This window comes from Paenibacillus sp. UNC496MF (genome assembly GCF_900113915.1).
GTDB lineage: Bacteria > Bacillota > Bacilli > Paenibacillales > Paenibacillaceae > Paenibacillus_Z > Paenibacillus_Z artemisiicola.
Window position 1 is genome coordinate 256,360 of record NZ_FORE01000009.1, and the last position, 22,193, is coordinate 278,552.

A 22,193-nucleotide genomic window follows, 5' to 3' on the forward strand; every position below is an offset into this window, starting at 1 on the left:
AAGGGCCGCGCACGGCCCTTCCGTTTTTCACGGCCGGCTGAACCCGACCGATTCTCCAGACAAGAAAGGACGAACCCGATATGGCGCGTAAAAGCATCACTTGGCTCTCGACGATCTGCCTCGCGTTCGCGCTCCTGCTGCCCCAAGCCGCCATGGCCGCGGCCGAGCCGCCTTCCCTCTCCGTGACCGCCGACAAGAGCGCCGTCGACAGCGGCGACGACGTCACGATCACGGTAAAGGGGAACGATTTGCAGGACGTGTACGCGTTCGAATTGCACGTCTATTACAACCCGGAGCTGCTGACTTTCAAGACGGGCAGCGAGAAGACGGCGGCGGTCGGCTTCGGCACGCCGGCCAAGGTCGTCCGGGACGGCCCCGGCGAAGCGCATCTCGTCTTCGCCCATACCAAGTCCGGCGATTCGCCGGGCGACGGCGGCTCGCTCGAGCTCGCCGCGTTCACGTTCGCGGCCGCCGCGAACGGAACGGCCGCGATCGACGTCCGCAACGTCAAGCTCGTCGATTCCGCGCTGACCGCGAGCGGCATCGCCGGCTCTGCCGGCACGTCGGTTCGCATCGGGCCGTCGGCCGGAGACGGCACGGGCGGCGGCGGCGCGGGCGGCGGATCGCCGGGCGCGCCGAGCGGAACGGACGGCGTTCTCGCCGTCGCCGCGGACCAACTGAAGGACACCGCCGACGGCCTGGTCTCGATCGCGCTCCCGGCCGCGGCGACCGTCGTCAAGCTGCCGGGCGACGCGGACAAGCTGCTGGGCCAAGCGGTCCTGCGCGTGGTCGCCGCGGACAAGGCCGCGTTCGATATCCCGGCCGCCGTCCTGACGCAGCTCAAGGCAGGGCTGACCGCCCCGCAGCAGCAGAGCGGGTCCATCGCCTTGACCGTCAAGCCCGTCGCGTCCGACCCGGAGAAGCTGGGCAAGGACGCGCGGGCCGCCGGTCCCGCATACGAGCTCAAGCTGCAATGGATCGCGGCGGACGGCTCCGCCGTCTACGACCTCCGCGAGTTCGCGGCGCCGGTCACGCTGCGCCTGCCGGTCGCGCCCTCGGCCGATCCGAAGCTGACCTCCGTCTTCTATCTCCCGGACGGCGCGGCGCCCGAATTCGTCGGGGGGACGTACACGGACGGCTTTTATGCCGCCCAAGTGACGCATTTCAGCGCCTACGCGCTGCTCGCCGTCGACAAGACGTTCGCCGACGTGCCCGCTAGCCACTGGGCGTCCGGCGTCATCAAGGCGCTCTACGCCAAAGGCATCGTGACCGGCACGAGCGACACGATCTTCGAGCCGGGCCGCAGCGTCACACGGGCCGAATTCACCGCGCTGCTCGCGCGGGCGCTGGGCCTCCGTGCGGAAGGCGCGCCGGCGTTCGCCGACGTGCCGGCCGGCGCCTGGTACGCCGGCGACGTCGCCGCGGCCGTCAAGGCGGGCATCGCGAACGGCGTGAGCGCGGCTTCGTTCGCGCCGAACGCGGCCATTACCCGCCAGGAGATGGCGACGCTCGCGCTGCGCGGCTACGAAGCGCGCAGCGGCAAGCCGGCTGCCTCGCCGGCCGCACCGTTCAAGGACGAGGCGTCCATCGCCGCCTGGGCGCGCGGGCACGTCGACGAAGCGGCCGCGCTCGGCATCGTCAAGGGACGCGCGGCGGGCGAATTCGCGCCGCTGGGCGCGTCGACCCGCGCCGAAGCGGCGCAGGTGATCTACGGCGTGCTGCATACGCCGTAACCGCAGCAAAACGCAAAAAAGCTGAAGCGATGATTCGCTTCAGCTTTTTTTTGCGCAGCCGTCCGCCCGCTGCTTACCTCGTGTCCCTCTCTGTCCGACGCTGCTCTCCGGCACTCATTTCAAGCGTTCGGGCGCCATCCGGCCCTTAGGCGCTTTCCGGACTTCCCCGTCCCCCGCCTCAGCCGCCAAGGCGACCTCGCCCCGCCTGATCGGATCCGATTTCCCGGCCGGTTCTCAATCGAAGGCGACGTCCGCGTCCGGATCGCGCTTCATCGCGAACAGCGCCTTGATCTGCGCTTCCGTATTGCGCTCGATCGACAGCGGCGGCAGCGCGTCCTCGGCGAAATAGCCGACCTCCGACGTCTCCATGCCCGCTTCCGCCCGGCCGCCGACGGCCTCGCACAGGATGAACATTTTGTACACGTGATGCGGGGACGGCGGATGGTCGTGGAACTTCTTGTCCAGCACGGCAAGCAGCTTGCCCGGCCGCACGTCCAGGCCCGCTTCTTCCTTCACTTCCTTGACGACGTTCTCCTTCGCGGACAAGCCGACGTCCGCCCAGCCGCCGGGCAGCGCCCACGCGCCGTCCAGCTTCTCCCTGACGAGCAGGATGCGGTCGCCGTCGAAGACGGCGCCCCGCACGTCCACCTTCGGGGTCTGGTACCCCGTTTCATTGGCGAACAGCTCGCGGATTTTCGTCTCTTCGACGTCGGTATACGCATGCATGATTTCGATGCTCAAATTCCGGAGCTGCTCGAACCGCTCCAAATCGTAAACGTCCTTGGAATAGGCCAGTCCCGCCTGGCTGATCGCCTGAATTTGTTTCGCCCAGTCGAGCCACTTCACTTGCAGCCGCATCGTATCCGTCCCTTCGTATCCCGGGCCCGGCGCCCGGGTTAAGTCCAGACCAGTATACCATATCGGCACGCGGCAGCCGGGAAATTCGGTTCCCTTCGGCATGCCGCCGTCGCGCCGAAAAGGCCGCCGGCACGGCCGGCAGCCTTCTTTCGTTCCCGGCCCGCGCGGGCGGTCCGTCTATCCGGCCGGCATGCGCCGCGCTGTCAAGGCAGCTTCATTTCCAGCTCGGCCTGGTACACGTTCGGCACGAGCTCCGCGAACGCGAACGTCGCGGAATCGGCGTACGCGCCCTTGTTCCGCACGCGAACGGTCATCCCCACGGGCTGTTCGCCGGGCGGCGCGTACCTGGCCGTCGCCTTGTACGTGCCCACCGGAACGTCGTTGCGCCCGAAGCCGCCCGGGAAATGGAATCCGGGGCCGGTGATCGCTTTCCCGCCGCCCGCCGGCGTCAACGTGACCTCCACGTACTGCTCGGAATAGCCCGCGGCGATATCCTCGGGCGAGAGATAGTAATACAGCTCTCCGAACGCCGTCTCCTTGCGCAGCGTGAAGTCGCGATATGGTTCTGCGTGCTTGCCGCCCGCTCCCGCGGCGAGCGGTGAACGCCCCGCGCTCAGGTCCGGCGCATGTAGGCGCGCACCGTGATCGGCGCGAACACCGCCACGATGACCGCGGCGCCGATCAGCGAGATGCCCAGGTCCCAGCCGGCGGCGCCGCCGTTGGTCAAGTCGCGGACGGCCGAGATGAGGTGGGAGATCGGATTGATGTCGGCGAACCAGCGCAGCCAGTGGGGCATCGTCTTCGTCGGCACGAACGCGTTGGACAGGAACGTCAGCGGGAACAGCACGAGCATCGAAATGCCCTGCACGCTCGAAGCCGTCCGCGCGATGACGCCGAAGAACGCGAAGATCCAGCTGATGGCCCACGAGCAGAAGATGACGAGCACCGCGGCGATGGCGACGTTGCCGAGTCCGCCGTCCGGCCGGTAGCCCATGACGTAACCCATGGCGAACGTCAGCACCGTCGCGATCGTATAGCGGATCGTGTCCGCGAGCAGCGCGCCCGCGAGCGGGGCGATGCGCGCGATCGGCAGCGATTTGAACCGGTCGAAGACGCCTTTGTCCATGTCCTCGCGCAGCTGCACGCCCGTCACGATCGACGTCGTGATGACGGTTTGCACCAGAATGCCGGGGATGATGACCGGCAGGTAGCTCTGGACGTCGCCCGAGATCGCGCCGCCGAAGATGTACGTGAACATCAGCGTGAAAATGATCGGCTGCAGCGTCACGTCGAACAGCTGCTCCGGCGTCCGGCGGATTTTCAGCAGGCCCCGGTACGCCATCGTGAACGAATGGCGGACGGACTGGCCGAAGGAGGTGCGGTTGCGAAGCTTCAGACCCGCCCCCGTCTTGATCGTCGGATTGCTCATGCGCTTGCGCCCTCCTTGCCTGTTTGGCTATCGCCGTTCGTCGGCGGTTCGTCCGCCGGCACGCCGTGTCCCGTGATCGTCAGGAACACTTCGTCGAGCGTGGGCTTCTGCACGCTGACCTCGGCGAGCGGGATGCCCGACTCGCGGAGCGCGACCAGCAGATCCGTGATCAGGTCGGCGTCCGCCATCGGCGCCGTGATGCGCGCGGCTTCCGGCGAGACGGTCGACGGCGTCCGAAGCACCCGTTCGACGAGCCTGCGGGCCGCCTCGATATCCGCCGCGCTGCGCACCGTAAGCTGCAGCGACGTCGTGCCGATCGACGCTTTCAGCTCGTCGACGGTCCCTTCGGCCACGACGCGGCCGCGGTCGATGACCGCGATCCGGTCGGCGAGCTGGTCCGCTTCCTCGAGGTACTGCGTCGTCAGCAGCACGGTCGAGCCCGTCTTCACGAGCCGGCGGATCGTCTCCCACATCTGGGCGCGCGTGCGCGGGTCGAGCCCGGTCGTCGGTTCGTCCAGGAAGATGAGCGGCGGCTGCGCGATCAGGCTGGCCGCCAGGTCGAGCCGGCGCCGCATCCCGCCGGAGAAGTTCTTGAGCGGCCGCTTCGCCGCCTCCGTCAGGCCGAATTCCTCCAGCAGCTCGGCCGACTTGCGCCGCGCCTCCGCGCGTCCGAGCCCGAGCAGGCGGGAGAAGATGATCAGATTCTCGGTCGCGCTCAGCGACTCGTCGACCGACGCGTACTGGCCGGTCACGCCGATCAGCTGGCGGACGACCTGCGATTCCTTGACGACGTCGTGCCCGAACACCCGCGCCGAGCCGGCGTCCGGCCGAAGCAGCGTCGCCAGCATGCGGATCGTCGTCGTCTTGCCGGCGCCGTTCGGCCCCAGCACGCCGTAGATCGAGCCGGCGCGCACGTTCAGGTCGACGCCGTCCACGGCGCGGTTCGACCCGAACGCCTTGACGAGCCCGCGCGCTTCGACGGCCCATTCGCCGCCGTGCCCGTTTGCGTTTCCATACCCGTGATTCATGGCGCTTCAAGCCTCCTATAGTTTGCGGATGCTTAGGATGGTATCGTTGTTCTATGAACGGAATATGAACAACGGCAAAAAGGCCCCTGAGGTTTCAGGGGCCTTCCCGCCGCGCCGGCATGCGGCGCGGCCGCGATCGGATTAAGGTCGGATGAGAGCTTGCTGGAACTGCGCGATCGCTTCGTATTCGTCCTCGAGCTTGCGCGCGACGCCGATATAGATCGGCAGCAGCCGGTGATAGACGGCCGCCGATTCCGCGTCCGGCTTATGCTCGTGCGTGGCGCCGACCATGTCCGCGACGACGCTCAGCGAATCGGCCCGGCCGATCGCGTTCAGCCCGAGCACGACGGCGCCGAGACAGGAGCTCTCGAAGCTTTCGGGCACGACGACCTCCTGGTCGAAGATATCCGCCATGATTTGGCGCCACAGCGCCGAGCGGGCGAAGCCGCCCGTGGCCAGAATTTTTTTCGGCCGCCCGATGTTCTCCTCCATCGCCAGCAGCACCGTGTACAAGTTGAAAATAACGCCTTCCAGCACCGCGCGGATCAGATGCTCCTTGCGGTGGTGCAGGTTAAGCCCGAAGAAGGAGCCGCGGGCGTTCGCGTTCCAGAGCGGGGCGCGCTCGCCGGTAAAATAAGGATGGAACAGCAGGCCGTCCGCGCCGGGCCGCACCCGCGCCGCGATTTGCATGAGCAGGTCGTAGGGATCCAGTCCGAGCCGCTTGGCCGTCTCGGCTTCGGCGGCGGCGAACTCGTCGCGCGCCCAACGGAGAATCATGCCGCCGTTGTTGACGGCGCCGCCGATGACCCAATGCTTGTCCGTCAGCGCGTAACAGAAGATCCGGCCCTTCGGATCCGTCACCGGCTTGTCGACGACGGTGCGGATCGCGCCGCTCGTGCCGATCGTGGCCGCGACGACGCCGGGCCCGATCGCGTTCACGCCGAGGTTGGAGAGCACGCCGTCGCTCGCGCCGACGATGAACGGCGTCGAGGCGTCGAGGCCGGTCTCTTCGGCGTAGGCGGCTTTCATGCCCCGGAGCGCATGGGTCGTCGGCACGAGCTCCGACAGCCGCTCCCGCGTCACGCCCGCGAGCTCGAGCGCTTCCTCGTCCCAGTCGAGCTTCTCGAGATTCATCATGCCCGTGGCCGACGCGATGGAATAATCGACGACGTATTCGCCGAACAGCCGCGCGAAGACGTATTCCTTGATCGACACGAACTTCGCGGCCTTCCGGAACAGCTCCGCTTGCTCGTGCCGGAGCCACATCAGCTTGGGCAGCGGCGACATCGGGTGGATCGGCGTGCCCGTGCGCAAGTAGACGCCGTGGCCGTTCAGCTCGCGTTTCAGCTTGTCCGCCCAAGCCGCGCTCCGGTTGTCGCCCCAGGTGATGCTGCGCGTGAGCGGCTTGCCTTCGCCGTCGACGAAGATGACGCTGTGCATCGCCGAGCTGAACGCGACGAACAACACCTGGTCGGGCTTCGCCTTGCTCTGCGCCATAACGCCTTTGAGCGTATGAAGAACGGCGCGGAAGATCTGGTCCGGGTCCTGCTCGGCCACGGATGAGGTCGGCGTGTAGAGGGGGTAGCCCTCGTCCGCCTTGGCGACGATGGCGCCGTTCGTCTCGAACAGCACGGCCTTCGTGCTGGTCGTGCCGATGTCGACGCCGATCATGTACATCGATTGACTCAAGGGATGAACCTTCTTTCGGATAAAAGTGCGGCCAGCGCCGCCCGGCTGCGTCAGACCGCCATGCTTAGCAGCAAAATGAGCATCAGGCCGACGACGGACAAAATCGTTTCCATGACGGTCCACGACTTCAGCGTCTGCGGCACCGAAATGTTGAAAAATTCCTTGACCATCCAGAAGCCGGCATCGTTGACGTGCGACAGAATGAGCGAGCCCGCGCCGGTCGCCAGCACCGTCAGCTCGACGTTCGCCCCCGGGGTTTGCGCCAGGATCGGCGCGACGATGCCCGCCGCCGCGGTCATGGCGATCGTCGCCGAGCCCGTCGCGACGCGGATAAGCGCCGCGATAAACCAGGCGAAGAAGAGGATGTTGACGTGCGCCGACGTCGCGATGGCGGCGATGGCGCTGCCGACGCCGCTGTCGATCAGCACCTGCTTGAACGCCCCGCCCGCGCCGATGATCAGGATGATCGTCGCCGTCGGCGCCAGGCATTCGCTCGCGAAGCGCGACACGTCCTCCTTGGAGAAGCCGCGGGCGAAGCCGAGCGAGAAGAACGAGAAGACGACGGCGATCAGCAGCGCGATCACCTCATTGCCGATGAATTCGCATAACACTGTCAAACCCGACGTCGCCTCGCGATCGAGAATATTGGCAACGGAACCGATTAACATCAGCATAACAGGGAGCAGAATCGTAAACAACGTGATTCCGAAACCGGGAAGCTTGCGTTCGCCCGCCGACGCGAATTGCTCGGCCAGCTTGGCCGGCGGCTCGACCGCGATCCGGGCGCCGATGAATCCCGATGCCGGCAACCGCTTTCAATTCGTTCGTTTGCTTGGATTGGACGTGCGTGCAAGCTTATATTGTATACTTGTCGACAACTTTGCGCGTGCGTTTTGTCCAGGCGCCGGTCCAGCCCTCCGGTTACGGAAGGCTGTTGTGCAGCGTCCGGTTGGAATCGGCGAAGTACGCCCGCACCTCCGCCCGGATGACCGCGGCGTCCCGCGATTCGATCGCTTTCAGGAGTCCGCCGTGCTTCCCGATCACGCTCTGCAGCTTCGCATCTCCCTCGGAAAACACTTCGTCCGTCGTAATCAGCATGACGGCGAGCACGACGTGGCGGATGCTGTTCCACAGCTGCTGGATTCTCGCGTGCTTCGCTTCGGCGATCATCGCTTCGTGGAAGCGGAAATCCAGCTGGGCGAACTCGGCGCGGTCGCCGTGCTTCACGGCCAGTCCCATCTTGTCGATCAGCTGCCGCAGCTCGGCGAGCAGCGGCTCGCGGTTTCCTTCCGCCAAACGCTGCTGCGCGAAGCTTTCGATCAGATACCGGACGTCGTACAGCTCCTCGAGATCCTTCATGCTAAGCCCGAGCACGACGGCGCCCATCCGTTCGAGCCGGATGAGCCCTTCGTTCGACAGCGTTTTCAGCGCGTCCCGGACCGGAGAACGGCTCGCGCCGAATTCGGCTGCGACCCGGTTCTCCGAGATGACCGCTCCCTGCTCGATCGCGCCTCTGATGATTTGCAGCCGCAGTTCGCTCGCGATGGCATCCCCGCGGGAGGCGCCCTGCAGCCAGGCGGATGGATAACGCATAGTCGTCTCAACTCTCCTACGTATCGATTTCCGAACGCGTACTAACATCGGCAGGTACGATTTTACCATACATTCGCGGGCGGAACTATAAGGAGGCGCATCTCCATCCGGCTGTCCGGCAGCGAGACGAGGTACATCGCTTGAAGCCACCGATCGTACGCAAAGACGATCGCTCGGGGTGCCGTTCGCTTGGACCGTTACTCGCTCGGAACGACGGCATGGCCGCCGAATTCGTTGCGCAGCGCCGCGACCACTTTGCCGTGGAACGTGTCCGCTTCCTGGGAGCGGTAGCGCATCAGCAGGGACAGCGCGATAACCGGCGTGCTCGCTTCGAGATCGAGCGCCGTCTCGACCGTCCATTTCCCTTCGCCGGAGCTCTGCATGACGCCGCGGATGCCCTCCAGCTTGGGATCCTTCGAGAAGGCGTTCTCCGCGAGTTCCATCAGCCAGCCGCGGATGACCGAGCCGTTCGACCAGACGCGGGCGACATCCTCGTAATCATAGTCGAAATCGCTCTTGGACAGCAGCTCGAAGCCTTCGGCGATCGCCTGCATCATGCCGTATTCGATCCCGTTGTGAATCATTTTCAGGAAGTGTCCGCTGCCGCTCTTGCCGGCGTACAGGTAGCCCTTGTCCACCGCCATCGCTTGGAACAGCGGTTCGATGACCGCGAAGGCCTCGCGGTCCCCGCCGATCATGAAGCAGCCGCCGAGCGCCGCGCCTTCGGTGCCGCCGGACGTCCCCGCGTCGAAGAAGAAAATGCCCCGCTCGCCGAGCCGAGCGCCGCGCGCGATGGAGTCCTTATAATGCGAGTTGCCGCCGTCGATCACGATGTCGCCTTGGCCGAGCAGCGGCGCAAGGGCGTCCAGCACCTGGTCGACGATCTTGCCCGCCGGCACCATTACCCAGACGATGCGGGGCGCCTGCAGCTTCGAGACCGCATCGGCGACCGTCTCCGCGTAAATCGCGCCTTCCGCCGCGAGCAGCTTGCCGGGCTCGGGGTTCACGTCCTGCACGACGACCTCGTGGCCGTTCCGCAGCAAATTTTGCGCCAGATTAAAGCCCATCTTGCCCAGACCGATCATACCTAGCTTCATAGTGCTCACCTCGATCTATGATCTACAAGTATACTTGTATACAACTTGTGAATCGATTTTACACCTTTCGCTTCCGTCTGTAAATACGACAGAAGGGAGCTGTCGTAATTTGCCAAGCACCCCCGGAAAACGGGGACACCCCCCGAATTCCTATCTATGGGCTTTCCAGCGGGCCGAAAGGCGTATGCCCCCCGCTTGCAAAGTACCACTATTCATGGATAGGAGGTAGACAGATGACTCATCAAGCCGCGAAAAAAGACTGGGCCGTTCCGACGTTGGAAGTTCTCTCCGTTGGCGAAACGATGTACGGCAAAGGCACGACGACGATCGATTTCGTCACGACGGACGACCTGGATATTTACAATCCGAGCTAACGCGCATCCCTCCTAAAGGCAGCGCCTCGCTGCCGGCAAGCCCGAAGAGACCGTCGGTTCTGCCGGCGGTCTTGTTGCGCTCATGCACCGCCATCGTCTTCGCTTGCGAAATCGAATCGCCCCTCGCCCCGCGTCATTGCCGTCGACCCTCCTAGTGTTTGCGAAGGCTGACGGAATTATCCCCTAAAGATCGCCGCGTGCGCCGGCCAAGAAATATTCTTTACTGATCGTTCTCAATATGCTAAGATGTCTTCGGGAGGTGAGCGGGCATGGCAAGAAGCAAGGAGTACGACGAGCAAGAAGTCCTTGACAAGGCAATGCGGCTCTTCTGGGAACAAGGCTACGAGAAGACGTCCATGACCGATCTGGTCGACCATATGGGCATTCACCGCCGAAGCTTGTACGATACGTTCGGCGACAAGCGCACGCTGTTCTTGAAGGCGCTGGACCGGTACGGCGCGTTCATCGCCGGGAATTTGAAGGCGGGCATCAAGCAGGCCGAGACGGCCGCGGACGCCCTGCGATTCGTGTTCAAGTACGCCATCGACGACAAGGACGGTTGTCCGTCCGGCTGCCTGCTCGTCAGCTCGGCGGTAGAACTGTCCGCCCGCGACGAGGAAGCCGACGCCAAGACGGTGCATGGCTTCGAGAGCGGAGAAGAGCTGATCGCCGGCATTATCGCGTGGGGACGGCAAAACGGCGAATTCACCTCGGCCGTCGCCGCCAAGGAGCTTGCCGAATCGCTTCATAACGCGCTGCTCGGCATCCGGGTCCTGTCGCGCACCTCGGTCAGCCGCGAGAAGCTGTACCGGATCGTCGACGTATCCATGGGCTTGTTGCGCTAAGTTGCATTAAGTTGCATTAAATCGTATGAAAAATTTTTTTAAGCTAAGTAGAATGATCGTTCCCATTAGAGCCATGCAGCCTTGACGCCGCATTCATCCATTCATCCTCCCGCTCATACGACGTATCATCCAAGACGTACCATCCTAAAGGAGACGATATGACGATGACAACGCAACATCTTCAAGGCAAAATCGCGTTCGTAACCGGTGCCAACCGCGGCATCGGCTTGGAAACCGCGCGCGGACTCGCCAAGCTCGGCGCCACGGTGGTCATCGGCGCGCGGAACGGGCAAAACGGCCGCGAGGCCGCCAAGCAGTTGAACGAAGAAGGCTTCAAGGCCGAGAGCATCCGGCACGACGTCAACGTATCCGAAGATAACGAGGCTGCATTCCGCTACTTCGACGAACATTACGGCAAGCTTGATATTCTCGTGAACAACGCCGGCGTCATGCTGGATCAGGAGCATATCTCCATGGAAATCGTGAATCGCACGGGCACCATGCCGCTGCAGCTGCTCCGCGACTCCTTCGACATCAACTTCTTCGGCCAGGTCGAGTTGACCCAGCTGCTTCTGCCGCTGCTCCGCAAGTCGGACGCCGGCCGCATCGTCAACCTCTCCAGCATTCTGGGTTCGCTGACGCTGCAGGCCAATCCGGAATCGCCGATCTACGCGATCAAGACGTTCGCTTACAATGCCGCCAAAGCCGCGATCAACGCGTTCACGATCCATTTGGCCGAAGAGCTGAAAGACACGAACATCAAAGTGAACTCGGTTCATCCGGGCTGGGTCAACACCCGCATCGGCGGCGACAAGGCGGAATTCGACGAAACGGAAGGCAGCCGCACGAGCATTCGGGCGGCCACGCTTCCGGCCGACGGACCGACCGGTTCGTTCCTTTACCTGGACGGCACGCTGCCTTGGTAATTTTTTTAGCCAAAAGAGAACGATCGTTCCCGTAAGAGTGAATCGCGTTGCGCCTCGGCGGGCTTGCATCGCAACAGGCGGCACCATAAGGTGCCGCCTGTTCACTTATCTATGGAAGGAAATAAAGGAGCCGAAGGAAATAAAGCAAGCGTAACAGATGAAGGAAGCCGAATGGAAGTTCTCCCGCCTCCTTACTCCGCTTGCAGCGCCTTCAGCATGGCATTGACGAATCCGGCGTGATCGAGCAGATGCAGCTCCGTGGACACGATCAGCTCGCCGATCGTTTGCGCCTTCAGGAAGTTCTCCGGCACGGGCTCGTCCAGCCGGTCCTTGAACGTCTCGCGGATGAGGACCGCCTGGGCGCTCAGCTGCGAGACCAGATCGTTCCACGCCGGCGGCTCTTCCTGCCAATCCGCGGGCTTCGTGCCGTACGCGAACAGCGCCTGGTACCGTTCGGGCAGAAACGCAGGCTGATTCGATAGCGTGAATACGTGGAATTCCGTCACCGTCAGCACGTGGCCGACATGCCAGTGCAGGTGGTTCTTGAAGCCGTTCGGAATGACGCGGCGTTTATCCGGCGGGCACTGCTCGATCAATCGAAGAAAGACGTTCAGCCGGCTGTCCAGCAGCTCCAATATAAACTCGTTTCTCATTGCGCATCGTCCCCCTGAAATAACGTGGCGTATTTCCCGTATCCGCTTTGCGCCAGCTCATCCTTCGGAATGAAGCGCAGCGACGCGGAGTTCGTGCAGTAGCGAAGTCCCGTGGGCTCGGGGCCGTCCTCGAAGACGTGGCCGAGGAAGGAATCCGCGTAACGGCTTCTTACTTGGGTCTCTTCCGAGAAGAACCCGCCGACTTCCCGGTAGATCACGCTGTCCGGCTCGAGCGGACGGGTGAAGCTCGCCCAGCCCGTACCGGCATCGAATTGATCCTTCGAGCTGAACAGCGGCTCGCCCGACACGACGTCCACGTAAATGCCGGCTTCGGCGTTGTTCCAATACGCGTTCCGGAACGGCGGTTCGTCCTGATCATGCTGGGTAACGTCGACCTGCAGCTTCGTGAGCGCCTTCAGCCGATCCGCTTTGTCGAATACGGCATACGGGCTTTCCAATGCCTTCAACTCCTTGTCCTCCCCCCAGACGCGGTCCAAGAACGCTTCCCGTCCGGACGCGACGTCGTTGTATTCGTAATCGGCCGGATGGGTTCTGTAGAAGTCCTGATGGACGTCCTCGGCTTCATAGAACGCGGCGACCGGCAAGATCTTCGTCACGAGCGGCTTGTCGAACTTGCCTTGGGCGGCGAGCGCCGCCTTCGACGCCTCCGCCGCGGACTGCTGCTCCTTGCCGTCGTAGAAGACGACCGAGCGGTATTCCGTGCCCCGGTCGCCGAATTGCCCCTCGGCGTCGGTCGGATCCGTGTTGCGCCAGAACGCCTGGAGCAGCTGGTTGTACGAGATGCGGCTCGGGTCGTACCGGACCTGCACCGCTTCGAGATGGCCCGTCTTGCCCGTGGATACCTTCTCGTAGGTCGGATCCGTCGTATGCCCGCCCGTATAGCCGGTCACGACGCTCACGACGCCGTCCAGCTTCTCGAACGGACCTTCCACGCTCCAGAAGCAGCCGCCGGCGAATACCGCCGTCTTGGTGTTGCCGCCCGCCGCCGCCGCTTCCGTGAATCGATTCGCCGTGCCGCTCATGCCTTTCGCCTCCGCCGTATCGTGTTTGTGATAGGAGCCATACGCGGCAAACATCACCACGGCCATCAACCCGGCGGGAAGCACGATTCGTTTCAAGTTCACAAGCCTTCACCTCCGCGGAAATTCTCTGCGCGTCCCTTCGCATGCGCGATCAATAATTCAAGAAGCAGTTCAGTTCGAAGAAAGATCCGACCACCAGCGCCAGCAGGAGCGACACCGTCATGATCCGCAACGTCAACCCGGCTTTTTTCTCCGCCATCCCGTCCACTCTCCTATCGCGTCTTGGATTTCGCCGGAGGCGCTATTCGCGCCGCCTCCGTTCTTGCACTTTGATCTTACCAAGGTTCGCGGACCGCCAAATCTGTGGAACGTCATGAATCGGACGCAAAAAAAGCATCACCTTCGGCCGCCGCGCATGACGAATCTCATGCGCTATGCCAAAAGTCATGCTCGACTTGCTCAGACGGAATGACGGACCGCATAGACGGCCGCCTGCGTTCTGTCGCGGAGCCCCAGCTTCGCGATCAGATTCGAGACGTGATTCTTCACCGTGCCTTCCGTGATCGACAGCGTCTCCGCGATTTCCTTGTTGTTCCGGCCTTGCCCCAGCAAGGCCAGCACCTCTTTTTCCCGTTCGGTCAACCCCGCCAGGGCGCCCGGCTCGTCCGGAGTCAAAGGCGCCGCCGCGCCCGGATCGCGATCCGCCATCTTTTTCATTTCGCGCAGCAGCATCGCCGTGATGTCGGGCTGCAGCACCGTGCCGCCGTTGTACACCGTGTGTATCGCGCTGACGATCGCCTCCGATGGCAGATCCTTCAGCAAGTAGCCTTGGACGCCCTTTTCCAATGCTTGCAATATCAGCTCCGCGTCGTCGAACGTGGTCAGGATCAGCACCTTCGTGTCCGGCACATGCCGAAGGATCAATTCGGTCCCGGCCACGCCGTCCATGCCCGGCATCCGAATGTCCATCAGCACCACGTCCGGCCGCAGCTCGACGACCTGGTTGTAGGCGTCCCTGCCGTCCACGGCCGTGCCGACCACCTCCATGCCTTCTTCCAGGCCGATGATGGTCGCGAGCCCCTCGCGCATGAGACGCTGATCGTCAACGATGAGAATTTTCAATGGCTTCCGCTCCGTTTCCGCCGGCGGCATAAGGGAAGCGGACGTCGACCGCGAACCCCGTTCCGGGCTCCGTCCCCACCTGCACTTCCCCGTTCCACTCCCGCACTCGTTCTTGCATGTTGATTAACCCGAAGCCCGGCTTCAGTTCCGCGGGCGCCTCCCCGTCATTGCGGATGCACAGCGAAAATCCGCTGTCGGCAAAGGCGAGCACGATCTCGGCCTTCCGGGCATGGCCGTGCTTCTGCGCGTTCGTGAGCGACTCCTGCACGACGCGGTACGCGGTCAGCTGCAGGTCGCCCGGCAGCGCGACGGGACTCCCTTCCACCTCCAGCGTCGTGTGCACCTCCGCCCACTTGGTGAATTCCCGCGCGAGCTCCGCCAGACGCTCCTGCAGCGAGACCGACCGGACCGGCTCGTCGCGGATCGCCCGGACCGAGAGCCGGATCTCTTGCAAGGACGCCCGGATCAGGTTCTCGCATTCCGCGTAGGTCTCCTCGCTGCGCCGCGGATCGATCCGGCTTAGCTTCCGCGCCGCCTGCATTTGGACGAGCAGCGCCGTCAGCTTATGGCCGACCGTGTCGTGAATGTCCCGCGCGATCCGGATTCGCTCCTTCGCGGCGCCCCATTCCTCCGTTTGGAGCGCGTATTCCTGCAATTGCGCGTGCGACTGCATCAACTCTCCGTACAGCTTCAGCGTGTTCGCGCGCGCGTTCCGATAGAAGTGGATCAACACGCTCACGATGCCGGCGAACACGATGAACGACCCGGTCGTAAAATAGCCGATTTCATCCCATTGCCCGAAGACGTACCAATCCAGGCTGCCCATCGTCAGGACGTACACGCCCAGCAGCAGCAGGCAGGTCCAGATGATGCCGCGGATGCTCTGCGCGAACATCAAGATGGCGAGCGCCGTGATGCCGACGAAGAGATGATTCGGGAAATTGCCCGCGATGTAGATGTAGCCATAGGCGGCGGACAGCAGGAAATCGAGGATCAGCAGCTGGAACAACCCGCTTCGCCGCTTGCTCTGGTTCATATAGACGTAATTGGCGAACAAAAAGGCCGCGATGGATATAAAAATGAAGCTGAGTCTCCAAAACAGCGCGATCGAATAATCGAAATAAAAGACGCCGGCCAAGGCTAAATTCAGCAGCAGCTTCAATCCGAACACCAGTTTCCATGTCCGGGAAGCGCTCCATCCGCCTTCGGCGGCCGCGTGCTTGTCGGCGGTCGTTTCGTTCATGGGCCCGCATCCCGCTCCCCTCCGGATGATGTCCCCTTAAACTTACCACGAGGGTTTCGAAAAAATCAAACGATCGGTCGGATTTTGGGTATTTCAACGGCCGATTGCCGGTCCCGGCGAAGCATGAAGCGCCAGCCCCGATCCCTAGATTTCAGAAAAAAAATAATATTCAAAATAGCAAGATAACGAATTGTATTGTTAAGCGCTTTCATTTACAATGAGCCTATCAGACAGGCGGAGGATATGCTTGGATGACTTGGGGGGTATCGCCAGTCTGATCGAAGGCTTGTTGATTAAAAAAGGGAGGCTATTCAATGGCGGCAACGAGAAAAAAAACGATGTTGTTCGGCGCGACCGCGGGCATGCTGCTTCTGGGCGTTCTGGCGGGCTGCGGCGACAACGGCGGGAGCGGCGGCGGTTCCGGCGGCAAAGTCACGCTGCGCATGATTGAAAGTCTGACCAGTCCGGCACGCACGACCGTATTGAACGAAATGATCTCGAAATTCGAAGCAGCCAACCCGAACATCAAAGTGGAATTGATTTCGCCTCCTTTCGATCAAGCCGACAACAAGATCAAGACGATTCTGGGCGCCAAGCAGGATCTCGACGTGCTGGAGGTCCGCGACCTGACCGTGTCCGAGTTTTCCAATAACGGTTATCTGGAGCCCCTGAACGATTACGTGAAGAACTGGCCGGACTACGCGACCGAGGTCGACGTCGCCAAATCGGTCGCCACGCTGAACGACAAGCTGTACTTCATCACGAACGGCATGTACCAGCGCCAAATGTTCTACCGCAAGGATTGGTTCCAGGAGAAAGGCATTCCGGCGCCGACGAACTATGAAGAGATGGTCGATGCCGCGATCAAGCTGACGGATCCGGGCAAGAACCGTTACGGCTTCTCGTTCCGCGGCGGTCCGGGCGCGAACGGCGTTCCGGATACCATGATTCTGAACTACAACTTCGATGGCATCGACCATGACGACTCCATGTTCCTGACGGACGGCAAAACGATGTATTCGACGCCGGAAGCGAAGAAGGCGCTGGAGCTGTACGTCAAGCTGTACAAGGAAGGCTCGCCGAAGGATTCGATCAACTGGGGGTATCAGGAGCAAGTGCAGGCGTTCACCTCGGGCGTAACCGGCATCCTGCTGCAGGATCCGGAAGCGATTCCGGCCCTGATGGAGAAGATGGACGTGAACACGATCGGCACGGCTCCGATGCCGAAAGGCCCGAGCGGCAAAGCGTTCACCGCGACGGGCGGCGGCGGCTGGGGCATCACGTCCTATTCGAAGCATAAGGACGAAGCGTTCAAGCTGATCGCCTTCCTCTCGAGCCCGGAACAGAACACGTACTTCGCCCAGAAAACCGCGCTCATTCCGATCCACAAGTCGGCGAGCGAGGATCCGTTCTTCCAGACGGATATGTACAAACAGCTGCTGCTGATGGCTTCCAAGCCGGACGAATTCGTCAACCTGAAAGCGAACACGAAGTATCCGGGAACGAGCCAATGGGGGCAGGTCTCCATGGAAACCGGCCAATCGCTGCTGCTGGGCGACGTGTCGGTCGACGATACGCTTAAGAAATGGGATCAGTTCTGGGCGGATCAGCGTGCCAATCTGAATAAATAACGGAGCTTCGACGAACGATGGGTGGCGCGCAGCCACCCATCGTTACCGTTTCGTTCGATTTCCTCCTAAAGAAGGTGGTGCGGTTCATGAAAGAAGATCAGCCTCCCCTCGTCAGGCGCGCGCAGACCGCTTTCCGCAACTCGCCGCGCGGTTTTATCTTCCTCAGCTTGCTGCCCGCGCTCGCGCTCGTGCTCGTCTTTACCTACTACCCGTTCCTCCGCGGCATCGTCATGGCCTTCCAAAACTACCAGCTCTTCGACCTGACGCACGTTCACTTCATCGGCTTGGACAACTTCAAGACGATGTTCCACGACGCGAAATTCAAAACCGCCGCGATCAACAGCGCCTACTGGGTCTTCATCTCGCTTATCCTGCAATTCGCGCTCGGCTTGACGGTCGCCCTCCTGTTGAACAACCGGTTTCGCGGACGCGGGATCTTCCAAGGCTTCGTCTTCTATCCGTGGGCGCTTTCCGGCTTTCTGATCGGTTTGATCTGGAAATGGATGTTCAATTCGCAGATCGGCGTGATCAACGACTTGCTCCTGCATCTCGGCCTCATTCACGAACGCATCGGCTTCCTGTCGGATCCGAGCTGGGCGATGGCTTCGGTCATCCTCGCGAACGTGTGGTACGGCATTGCCTTCTTCGCGATCATGCTGCTGGCCGCGCTGCAATCGGTCCCGCCCGAGCTGTACGAGGCGGGAAGCATGGACGGCGCGAACGGCGCGCGCAAGCTGCTCAATATTACGCTGCCTTATATCATGCCGACCGTCATTACGACGACGCTGCTGCGCGCGATCTGGATATTCAACGATCCGTCGATCATATACGGCTTGACGAACGGCGGCCCTGCCGGTTCGACGCACATTCTCTCTTCGCTCATGCTGGACAAAATCATGTACGGCGGCGATTACGGCGCGGCTTCGGCGATCGGCATCGTCATGATCGGCATTCTGCTGCTCTACACGATCTTCTATCTCACGGTCACGCGATCCGAGAAACTGGGGGACTTCTGATATGAAGCGGCGCGCGTTGAAAAGCTTGAAGGTCGTCTTCCTGTCGCTCTATCTGATCACCATGGTCTTCCCGCTTTATTGGATCGTCGTCACGTCCCTGAAGCCGCAGAAGGATATCTTCTCCTTCCCGCTGAACTATTGGCCGGATCGGTTGACGTTCCAAAACTACATCAACATCATCAAAATCTCGAAGTTCCACGTCTATATCGCCAACAGTCTGCTGATTTCGCTCAGCGCCGCCGCGATCGTCGTCTGCATCTCGGTGCTGAGCGCCTATGTGCTGGCCCGGTTCAAATTCCGCGCCCACCGGCATGTGATGCTGGGCTTCTTCCTGACCCAGATGCTGCCCGGCTTCGTGGCGCTGGCGCCCCTTTATTTGCTGATGACCCGGCTCGACCTGATCAATACGCGCTCTTCGCTCGTGCTGATGTATACCGTCGGGTTGATTCCGTTCTCGACGATTCTGCTCAAAGGCTTCTTCGAACGGATTCCGTCCAGTCTCGAAGAAGCGGCCATGATCGACGGCTGCTCCCGGATGTCGGCGCTCGTCCGCGTCATTATGCCGGTCATGCTGAACGGGATCGCGGCCACGTTCATCTTCGCCTTCGTGCAGAACTGGAACGAGCTGTTCATGGCCGTCCTGTTCATCGACGACGAGACGCTCAAGACGCTGCCCGTCGCGATGAACTCGTTCGTCATGAAATTCGACGTCGATTGGGGCGCCATGTCGGCCGGGACCGTGCTGTCCGTCCTCCCGACCATCGCGCTGTTCGCCGTCGCGCAGCGCTTCATCGTCGAAGGGCTGACGCAAGGCGCGGTCAAGGGATAAGGATAAGCTAAGCGCCCGTAACGAAAGGAGCATGCCACGATGAACAAGAAGGCAGACCTGGCTTGGCAGTATTCGACGGTGACGCACGATCCCGTCGACGTTCGGCATCACGGCGCGATCAACGTGCCGATCTACCAAACGAGCCTGTTCGCGTTCGAAACGTACGATGAATTCCGGCAGGCTGCCCAACATCCGCAGCAGGCGCACGTCTATTCGCGGGGCAGCAACCCGACCGTCTCTTATCTGGAGGAGAAGCTGGCCGCGCTCGAAGGGGCGGAAGCGGCGAAATGCTTCGCTTCGGGCATGGCCGCCATCTCGGCCGCGATCCTGTCCGCTGTCAGAACCGGCGACCATATCGTCTGCGTCAGCCAAGCGTACGGCCCGACGCGCTTGTTCGTCACCCAGTACCTGCAGCGCTTCGGCATCGACGCTACGCTCGTTGACGGCGGTTCGCCGGACGCCATCCGCGCGGCGCTCCGCCCGGAGACGAAGCTGCTTTATCTGGAAAGCCCGACGTCGATGCTGTTCCAGCTGCAGGACTTGGCGGCCTGCGCCGCGCTTGCCCGCAGCCGCGGCATCGTCACCATTGCGGACAATTCGTGGGCCACGCCCGTCTTCCAGCGCCCCTTGGAGCTGGGCATCGACCTCGTCGTCCATTCCGTGACGAAATACATCTCGGGACAAAGCGACAGCGTCGCCGGCGTCGTGATCGGCTCCAAGCCGCTCGTCGACCGGATTGCGGAAGACGAATACATGCTGCTGGGCGGCATCATGACGGCGCATACCGCGGCTCAGATTACGCGCAGCCTGCGTACGCTGCCCCTGCGCATGGAGCGGCATGAACGAAGCGCGCTGGCGGCCGCGGCGCATCTGGCGGGCCAGCCTTACGTCGCGAAGATCAATCACCCCGCGCTCCCCTCGCATCCTCAGCATGCGCTCGGCCTCCGGCAGATGAACGGCTCGAGCGGGCTGTTCTCGTTCGAATCGGCCGAGTCGCCGGAGAAGATGCGGGATTGGGCGAACCGGCTGAACTATTTCAAAATCGGCGTCAGCTGGGGCGGCTTCGAGTCGCTCGTGACGGTCAACCCGGCCATGGCGGGCTGCGCGCCGGAAGCCCGCAGCCTGATCCGGCTGCACATCGGCCTCGAGAACGTCGACGATCTGACGCAAGACATGGATCAGGCGTGGGCGGGCGTGAAGGATGTGCAGCCGTAACCGTGCATCACCGCTGAACGCGTGATCACGAGGAGGGAGACGACGTGGCTAAAATCCAAAGGCAATCGATGCCGGAATTGGTTTCGCAGGAAATTCAGCACTTCATCGAAGAGCAGTCGCTGCAGGAAGGAGATAAGCTTCCGTCGGTCGAGGCGATGACGCAGATGTTCGGCGTCGGCCGCTCTTCGCTCCGCGAAGCGCTGCGTTATCTGGAGGCGATCGACGTCATTACCGTCGTCAACGGCAAAGGGATTTTCGTCCGCGACGTGGGCATCTTCCGGTTCGCCGGCAAGATCAAGATCGAGAAAGAGAAACGCTTCCTCCTCTCGATTCTGGACGTGCGCCGGGCGCTGGAAGGCAAGGCGGTCGAACTGGCGGCCAAGCGGATTACGCCGTCGCAGATCCGCGAATTGACGGCATGCTTGCGCGAATACGCCAAGCTGAAGGAAGCCGGGCAGCCGACCTCCCAGATCGATCTGGCTTTCCACCGGGGCGTCATGCGGGCCGCGGCCAGTCCGATTTTGTCCAGCGTGCTCGAATCGATCTCCAGCATGTACGAGAAGTTCTTCCATGAACCGCTGGGCGAGCAGAAGCTGTTCGACGAAACGTACGAGTTTCATCATACGATGTTCGCGGCTATCGCGGATCACGATCCCGTACGGGCGCTGGCTGAATTCGACAAGCTGATGAACTGCATCGAGGAAATTATCAAGGCGTACTGATCGCTTGAAACGGCGGCTATGGGCGCGTTCGCGTTTGTGTTAGGCGGAGCCTAGGCGGATCGGCTTGCATCGCTTGATGTTCCGTCAGGGACGGCACCTCCTCGGCACCAAACAGGCAGGGACCCTATAATTTGGTTCCCTGTCTTTTTTGTTGTGATCCCACCATCCGGCTGCCATTTCCTCACGTCTCCGCGGAAGATACGGATGAGTTGTCCTTACCGGTCGTTCGCCCCTTTCTGACAACAGCCCATGCACTATACCCGATCGAACATATAATGCGGTGTACCTCAAATAAAGGAGCTGACTACAATGGGATATGGTGTTGGAGGCGTAGGCGGAGTAGGTTGCGGACCTGTCGGCGGTGTCGGCGGTTTCGGCTGCGGCAGTGCGCTGGGTATTGTTCTTGTCCTGTTCATTCTGTTAGTCATCATCTTGCGGGGCGTCTTTTTCTAAGTCATTGACGCCATTCGAACTCCCGGCTGCGCCAACCTCCTGGTTCAATAGCATTGCCTAGGCAAGGTCTGCTAACCGGACAGTGGACCGCCCCCAAGAAAAGGACAGAAGCCCCAGCGAGCATTCGCCGGGGCTTTTCATATTTTGTTGCCAACATCCAATTTAGGATTGAAGCGGCCGCGGTAAATTTCGATGCCCTGCTCCTCCGCTTGCGCTACGTCCGCGCGGTCTGCCCCCAGAAAGCTCCACCGAACACAAAAAACACGCCAGCAATTGGCGTGTTTGGTGGAGTCTATGGGATTCGGCTTGCCTTGCCCGCCGATCCGCCATGGGATGTCCGAATCTTGATCGTATGCTGACGAAGCGTATTCGAAGCGGACTTTTCGCGGTCGATTCAGACGCCGTGCTCCTTCGCTGCCGCTTCGTCCGCGCGGACTGAACCCCGGGATTCGCCCCCTTAGGGCTTCACCAAATAAACAAAAAACTACGTCCGATCGGACGTAGTTAGCATTGTTTATTTGGTGGAGCCTAGGGGGATCGAACCCCTGACCTCATCGCTGCCAGCGATGCGCTCTCCCAGCTGAGCTAAGGCCCCGTATTAAAGTGGCGACAAGAAAGATTATAGCATGGACATTCCGGTTTATACAAGTCTTTCCTCAAAAAAGTTTTTTATCTTTTTTCGGGCCACCGGTTT

General features: G+C 61.8%; 20 protein-coding genes, 1 tRNA gene and 1 pseudogene. 9 read left to right on the forward strand and 13 right to left on the reverse strand.

The genetic code is table 11. The features are described from left to right. Window positions 1-80: 80 nt before the first annotated feature. The gene (locus tag BMZ79_RS17010; protein WP_090641906.1) at window positions 81-1,733 is read left to right on the forward strand and encodes an S-layer homology domain-containing protein; all 1,653 of its coding nucleotides are present in this window, start codon (window positions 81-83) and stop codon (window positions 1,731-1,733) included. Window positions 1,734-1,967: 234 nt separating this feature from the next. Here the strand turns inward: BMZ79_RS17010 and BMZ79_RS17015 are convergent, their stop codons facing one another. From BMZ79_RS17015 to gnd, 8 genes and pseudogenes are all read right to left on the reverse strand, one after another. Further along, on the reverse strand, window positions 1,968-2,585 hold the full coding sequence (locus BMZ79_RS17015; protein ID WP_090642173.1) for an NUDIX hydrolase: 618 nt from the start codon (window positions 2,583-2,585) through the stop codon (window positions 1,968-1,970). Between the two features lie 209 nt (window positions 2,586-2,794). Beyond that, complete coding sequence (locus BMZ79_RS17020) at window positions 2,795-3,055, reverse strand: hypothetical protein (RefSeq protein ID WP_090641907.1); 261 nt, start codon at window positions 3,053-3,055, stop codon at window positions 2,795-2,797. Between the two features lie 149 nt (window positions 3,056-3,204). Continuing rightward, window positions 3,205-4,020, reverse strand: coding sequence for an ABC transporter permease (locus BMZ79_RS17025; protein ID WP_090641909.1), 816 nt, complete (start codon window positions 4,018-4,020; stop codon window positions 3,205-3,207). Next, complete coding sequence (locus BMZ79_RS17030; protein ID WP_090641910.1) at window positions 4,017-5,048, reverse strand: ATP-binding cassette domain-containing protein; 1,032 nt, start codon at window positions 5,046-5,048, stop codon at window positions 4,017-4,019. Before BMZ79_RS17030 ends, BMZ79_RS17025 begins: the two co-directional genes overlap by 4 nt. Before the next feature lie 141 nt (window positions 5,049-5,189). Further along, complete coding sequence (gene gntK, locus BMZ79_RS17035) at window positions 5,190-6,737, reverse strand: gluconokinase (RefSeq protein ID WP_177222176.1); 1,548 nt, start codon at window positions 6,735-6,737, stop codon at window positions 5,190-5,192. A gap of 50 nt (window positions 6,738-6,787) precedes the next feature. Beyond that, window positions 6,788-7,531 (reverse strand): annotated as a pseudogene (locus BMZ79_RS17040) (permease DsdX); the annotation flags it as partial. A 127-nt stretch (window positions 7,532-7,658) separates the two neighbouring features. Beyond that, window positions 7,659-8,330 (reverse strand): GntR family transcriptional regulator, encoded by a 672-nt coding sequence (locus BMZ79_RS17045; RefSeq protein WP_090641914.1) that lies wholly within the window; start codon window positions 8,328-8,330, stop codon window positions 7,659-7,661. Between the two features lie 197 nt (window positions 8,331-8,527). Beyond that, window positions 8,528-9,427, reverse strand: coding sequence for a phosphogluconate dehydrogenase (NAD(+)-dependent, decarboxylating) (gnd, locus tag BMZ79_RS17050; protein ID WP_090641916.1), 900 nt, complete (start codon window positions 9,425-9,427; stop codon window positions 8,528-8,530). A gap of 233 nt (window positions 9,428-9,660) precedes the next feature. Here gnd and BMZ79_RS33630 point away from each other — a divergent pair, with 233 nt between their 5' ends. The 3 genes from BMZ79_RS33630 to BMZ79_RS17060 all read left to right on the forward strand — a co-directional run bounded on the left by BMZ79_RS33630 (window position 9,661) and on the right by BMZ79_RS17060 (window position 11,572). Continuing rightward, on the forward strand, window positions 9,661-9,801 hold the full coding sequence (locus BMZ79_RS33630) for a paeninodin family lasso peptide (RefSeq protein ID WP_143088977.1): 141 nt from the start codon (window positions 9,661-9,663) through the stop codon (window positions 9,799-9,801). A gap of 269 nt (window positions 9,802-10,070) precedes the next feature. Then, window positions 10,071-10,646 (forward strand): TetR/AcrR family transcriptional regulator, encoded by a 576-nt coding sequence (locus tag BMZ79_RS17055; RefSeq protein WP_090641918.1) that lies wholly within the window; start codon window positions 10,071-10,073, stop codon window positions 10,644-10,646. Between the two features lie 164 nt (window positions 10,647-10,810). Beyond that, a complete protein-coding gene (locus BMZ79_RS17060) occupies window positions 10,811-11,572 on the forward strand; it encodes an SDR family NAD(P)-dependent oxidoreductase (RefSeq protein WP_090642174.1) in 762 nt (253 codons plus the stop codon). 191 nt (window positions 11,573-11,763) lie between these two features. Here the strand turns inward: BMZ79_RS17060 and BMZ79_RS17065 are convergent, their stop codons facing one another. The 4 genes from BMZ79_RS17065 to BMZ79_RS17080 form a co-directional block, all read right to left on the reverse strand. Continuing rightward, the gene (locus BMZ79_RS17065) at window positions 11,764-12,225 is read right to left on the reverse strand and encodes a DinB family protein (RefSeq protein ID WP_090641919.1); all 462 of its coding nucleotides are present in this window, start codon (window positions 12,223-12,225) and stop codon (window positions 11,764-11,766) included. Further along, the gene (gene msrA, locus BMZ79_RS17070) at window positions 12,222-13,370 is read right to left on the reverse strand and encodes a peptide-methionine (S)-S-oxide reductase MsrA (protein WP_256252793.1); all 1,149 of its coding nucleotides are present in this window, start codon (window positions 13,368-13,370) and stop codon (window positions 12,222-12,224) included. Before msrA ends, BMZ79_RS17065 begins: the two co-directional genes overlap by 4 nt. A 357-nt stretch (window positions 13,371-13,727) precedes the next feature. Beyond that, a complete protein-coding gene (locus tag BMZ79_RS17075; protein ID WP_256252794.1) occupies window positions 13,728-14,420 on the reverse strand; it encodes a response regulator in 693 nt (230 codons plus the stop codon). Then, complete coding sequence (locus BMZ79_RS17080) at window positions 14,371-15,633, reverse strand: sensor histidine kinase (RefSeq protein ID WP_090641922.1); 1,263 nt, start codon at window positions 15,631-15,633, stop codon at window positions 14,371-14,373. Before BMZ79_RS17080 ends, BMZ79_RS17075 begins: the two co-directional genes overlap by 50 nt. Before the next feature lie 314 nt (window positions 15,634-15,947). Here BMZ79_RS17080 and BMZ79_RS17085 point away from each other — a divergent pair, with 314 nt between their 5' ends. From BMZ79_RS17085 to BMZ79_RS17105, 5 genes are all read left to right on the forward strand, one after another. Further along, the gene (locus BMZ79_RS17085) at window positions 15,948-17,264 is read left to right on the forward strand and encodes an ABC transporter substrate-binding protein (RefSeq protein WP_090641924.1); all 1,317 of its coding nucleotides are present in this window, start codon (window positions 15,948-15,950) and stop codon (window positions 17,262-17,264) included. Window positions 17,265-17,350: 86 nt separating this feature from the next. Next, window positions 17,351-18,280: a carbohydrate ABC transporter permease gene (locus BMZ79_RS17090; RefSeq protein ID WP_090641925.1), complete on the forward strand. Its 930-nt coding sequence runs from the start codon at window positions 17,351-17,353 to the stop codon at window positions 18,278-18,280. Between the two features lies 1 nt (window position 18,281). Continuing rightward, complete coding sequence (locus tag BMZ79_RS17095) at window positions 18,282-19,109, forward strand: carbohydrate ABC transporter permease (protein ID WP_090641927.1); 828 nt, start codon at window positions 18,282-18,284, stop codon at window positions 19,107-19,109. Between the two features lie 39 nt (window positions 19,110-19,148). Beyond that, entirely contained in the window at window positions 19,149-20,324 is a 1,176-nt protein-coding gene (locus BMZ79_RS17100; RefSeq protein ID WP_090641928.1) for a trans-sulfuration enzyme family protein, read from the forward strand. A 44-nt stretch (window positions 20,325-20,368) separates the two neighbouring features. Further along, window positions 20,369-21,046, forward strand: a complete 678-nt coding sequence (locus BMZ79_RS17105; protein ID WP_256252795.1) for a FadR/GntR family transcriptional regulator — start codon at window positions 20,369-20,371, stop codon at window positions 21,044-21,046. Window positions 21,047-22,018: 972 nt separating this feature from the next. Here the strand turns inward: BMZ79_RS17105 and BMZ79_RS17110 are convergent. Further along, window positions 22,019-22,094 (reverse strand) — tRNA-Ala (locus BMZ79_RS17110). Window positions 22,095-22,193: the final 99 nt, after the last annotated feature.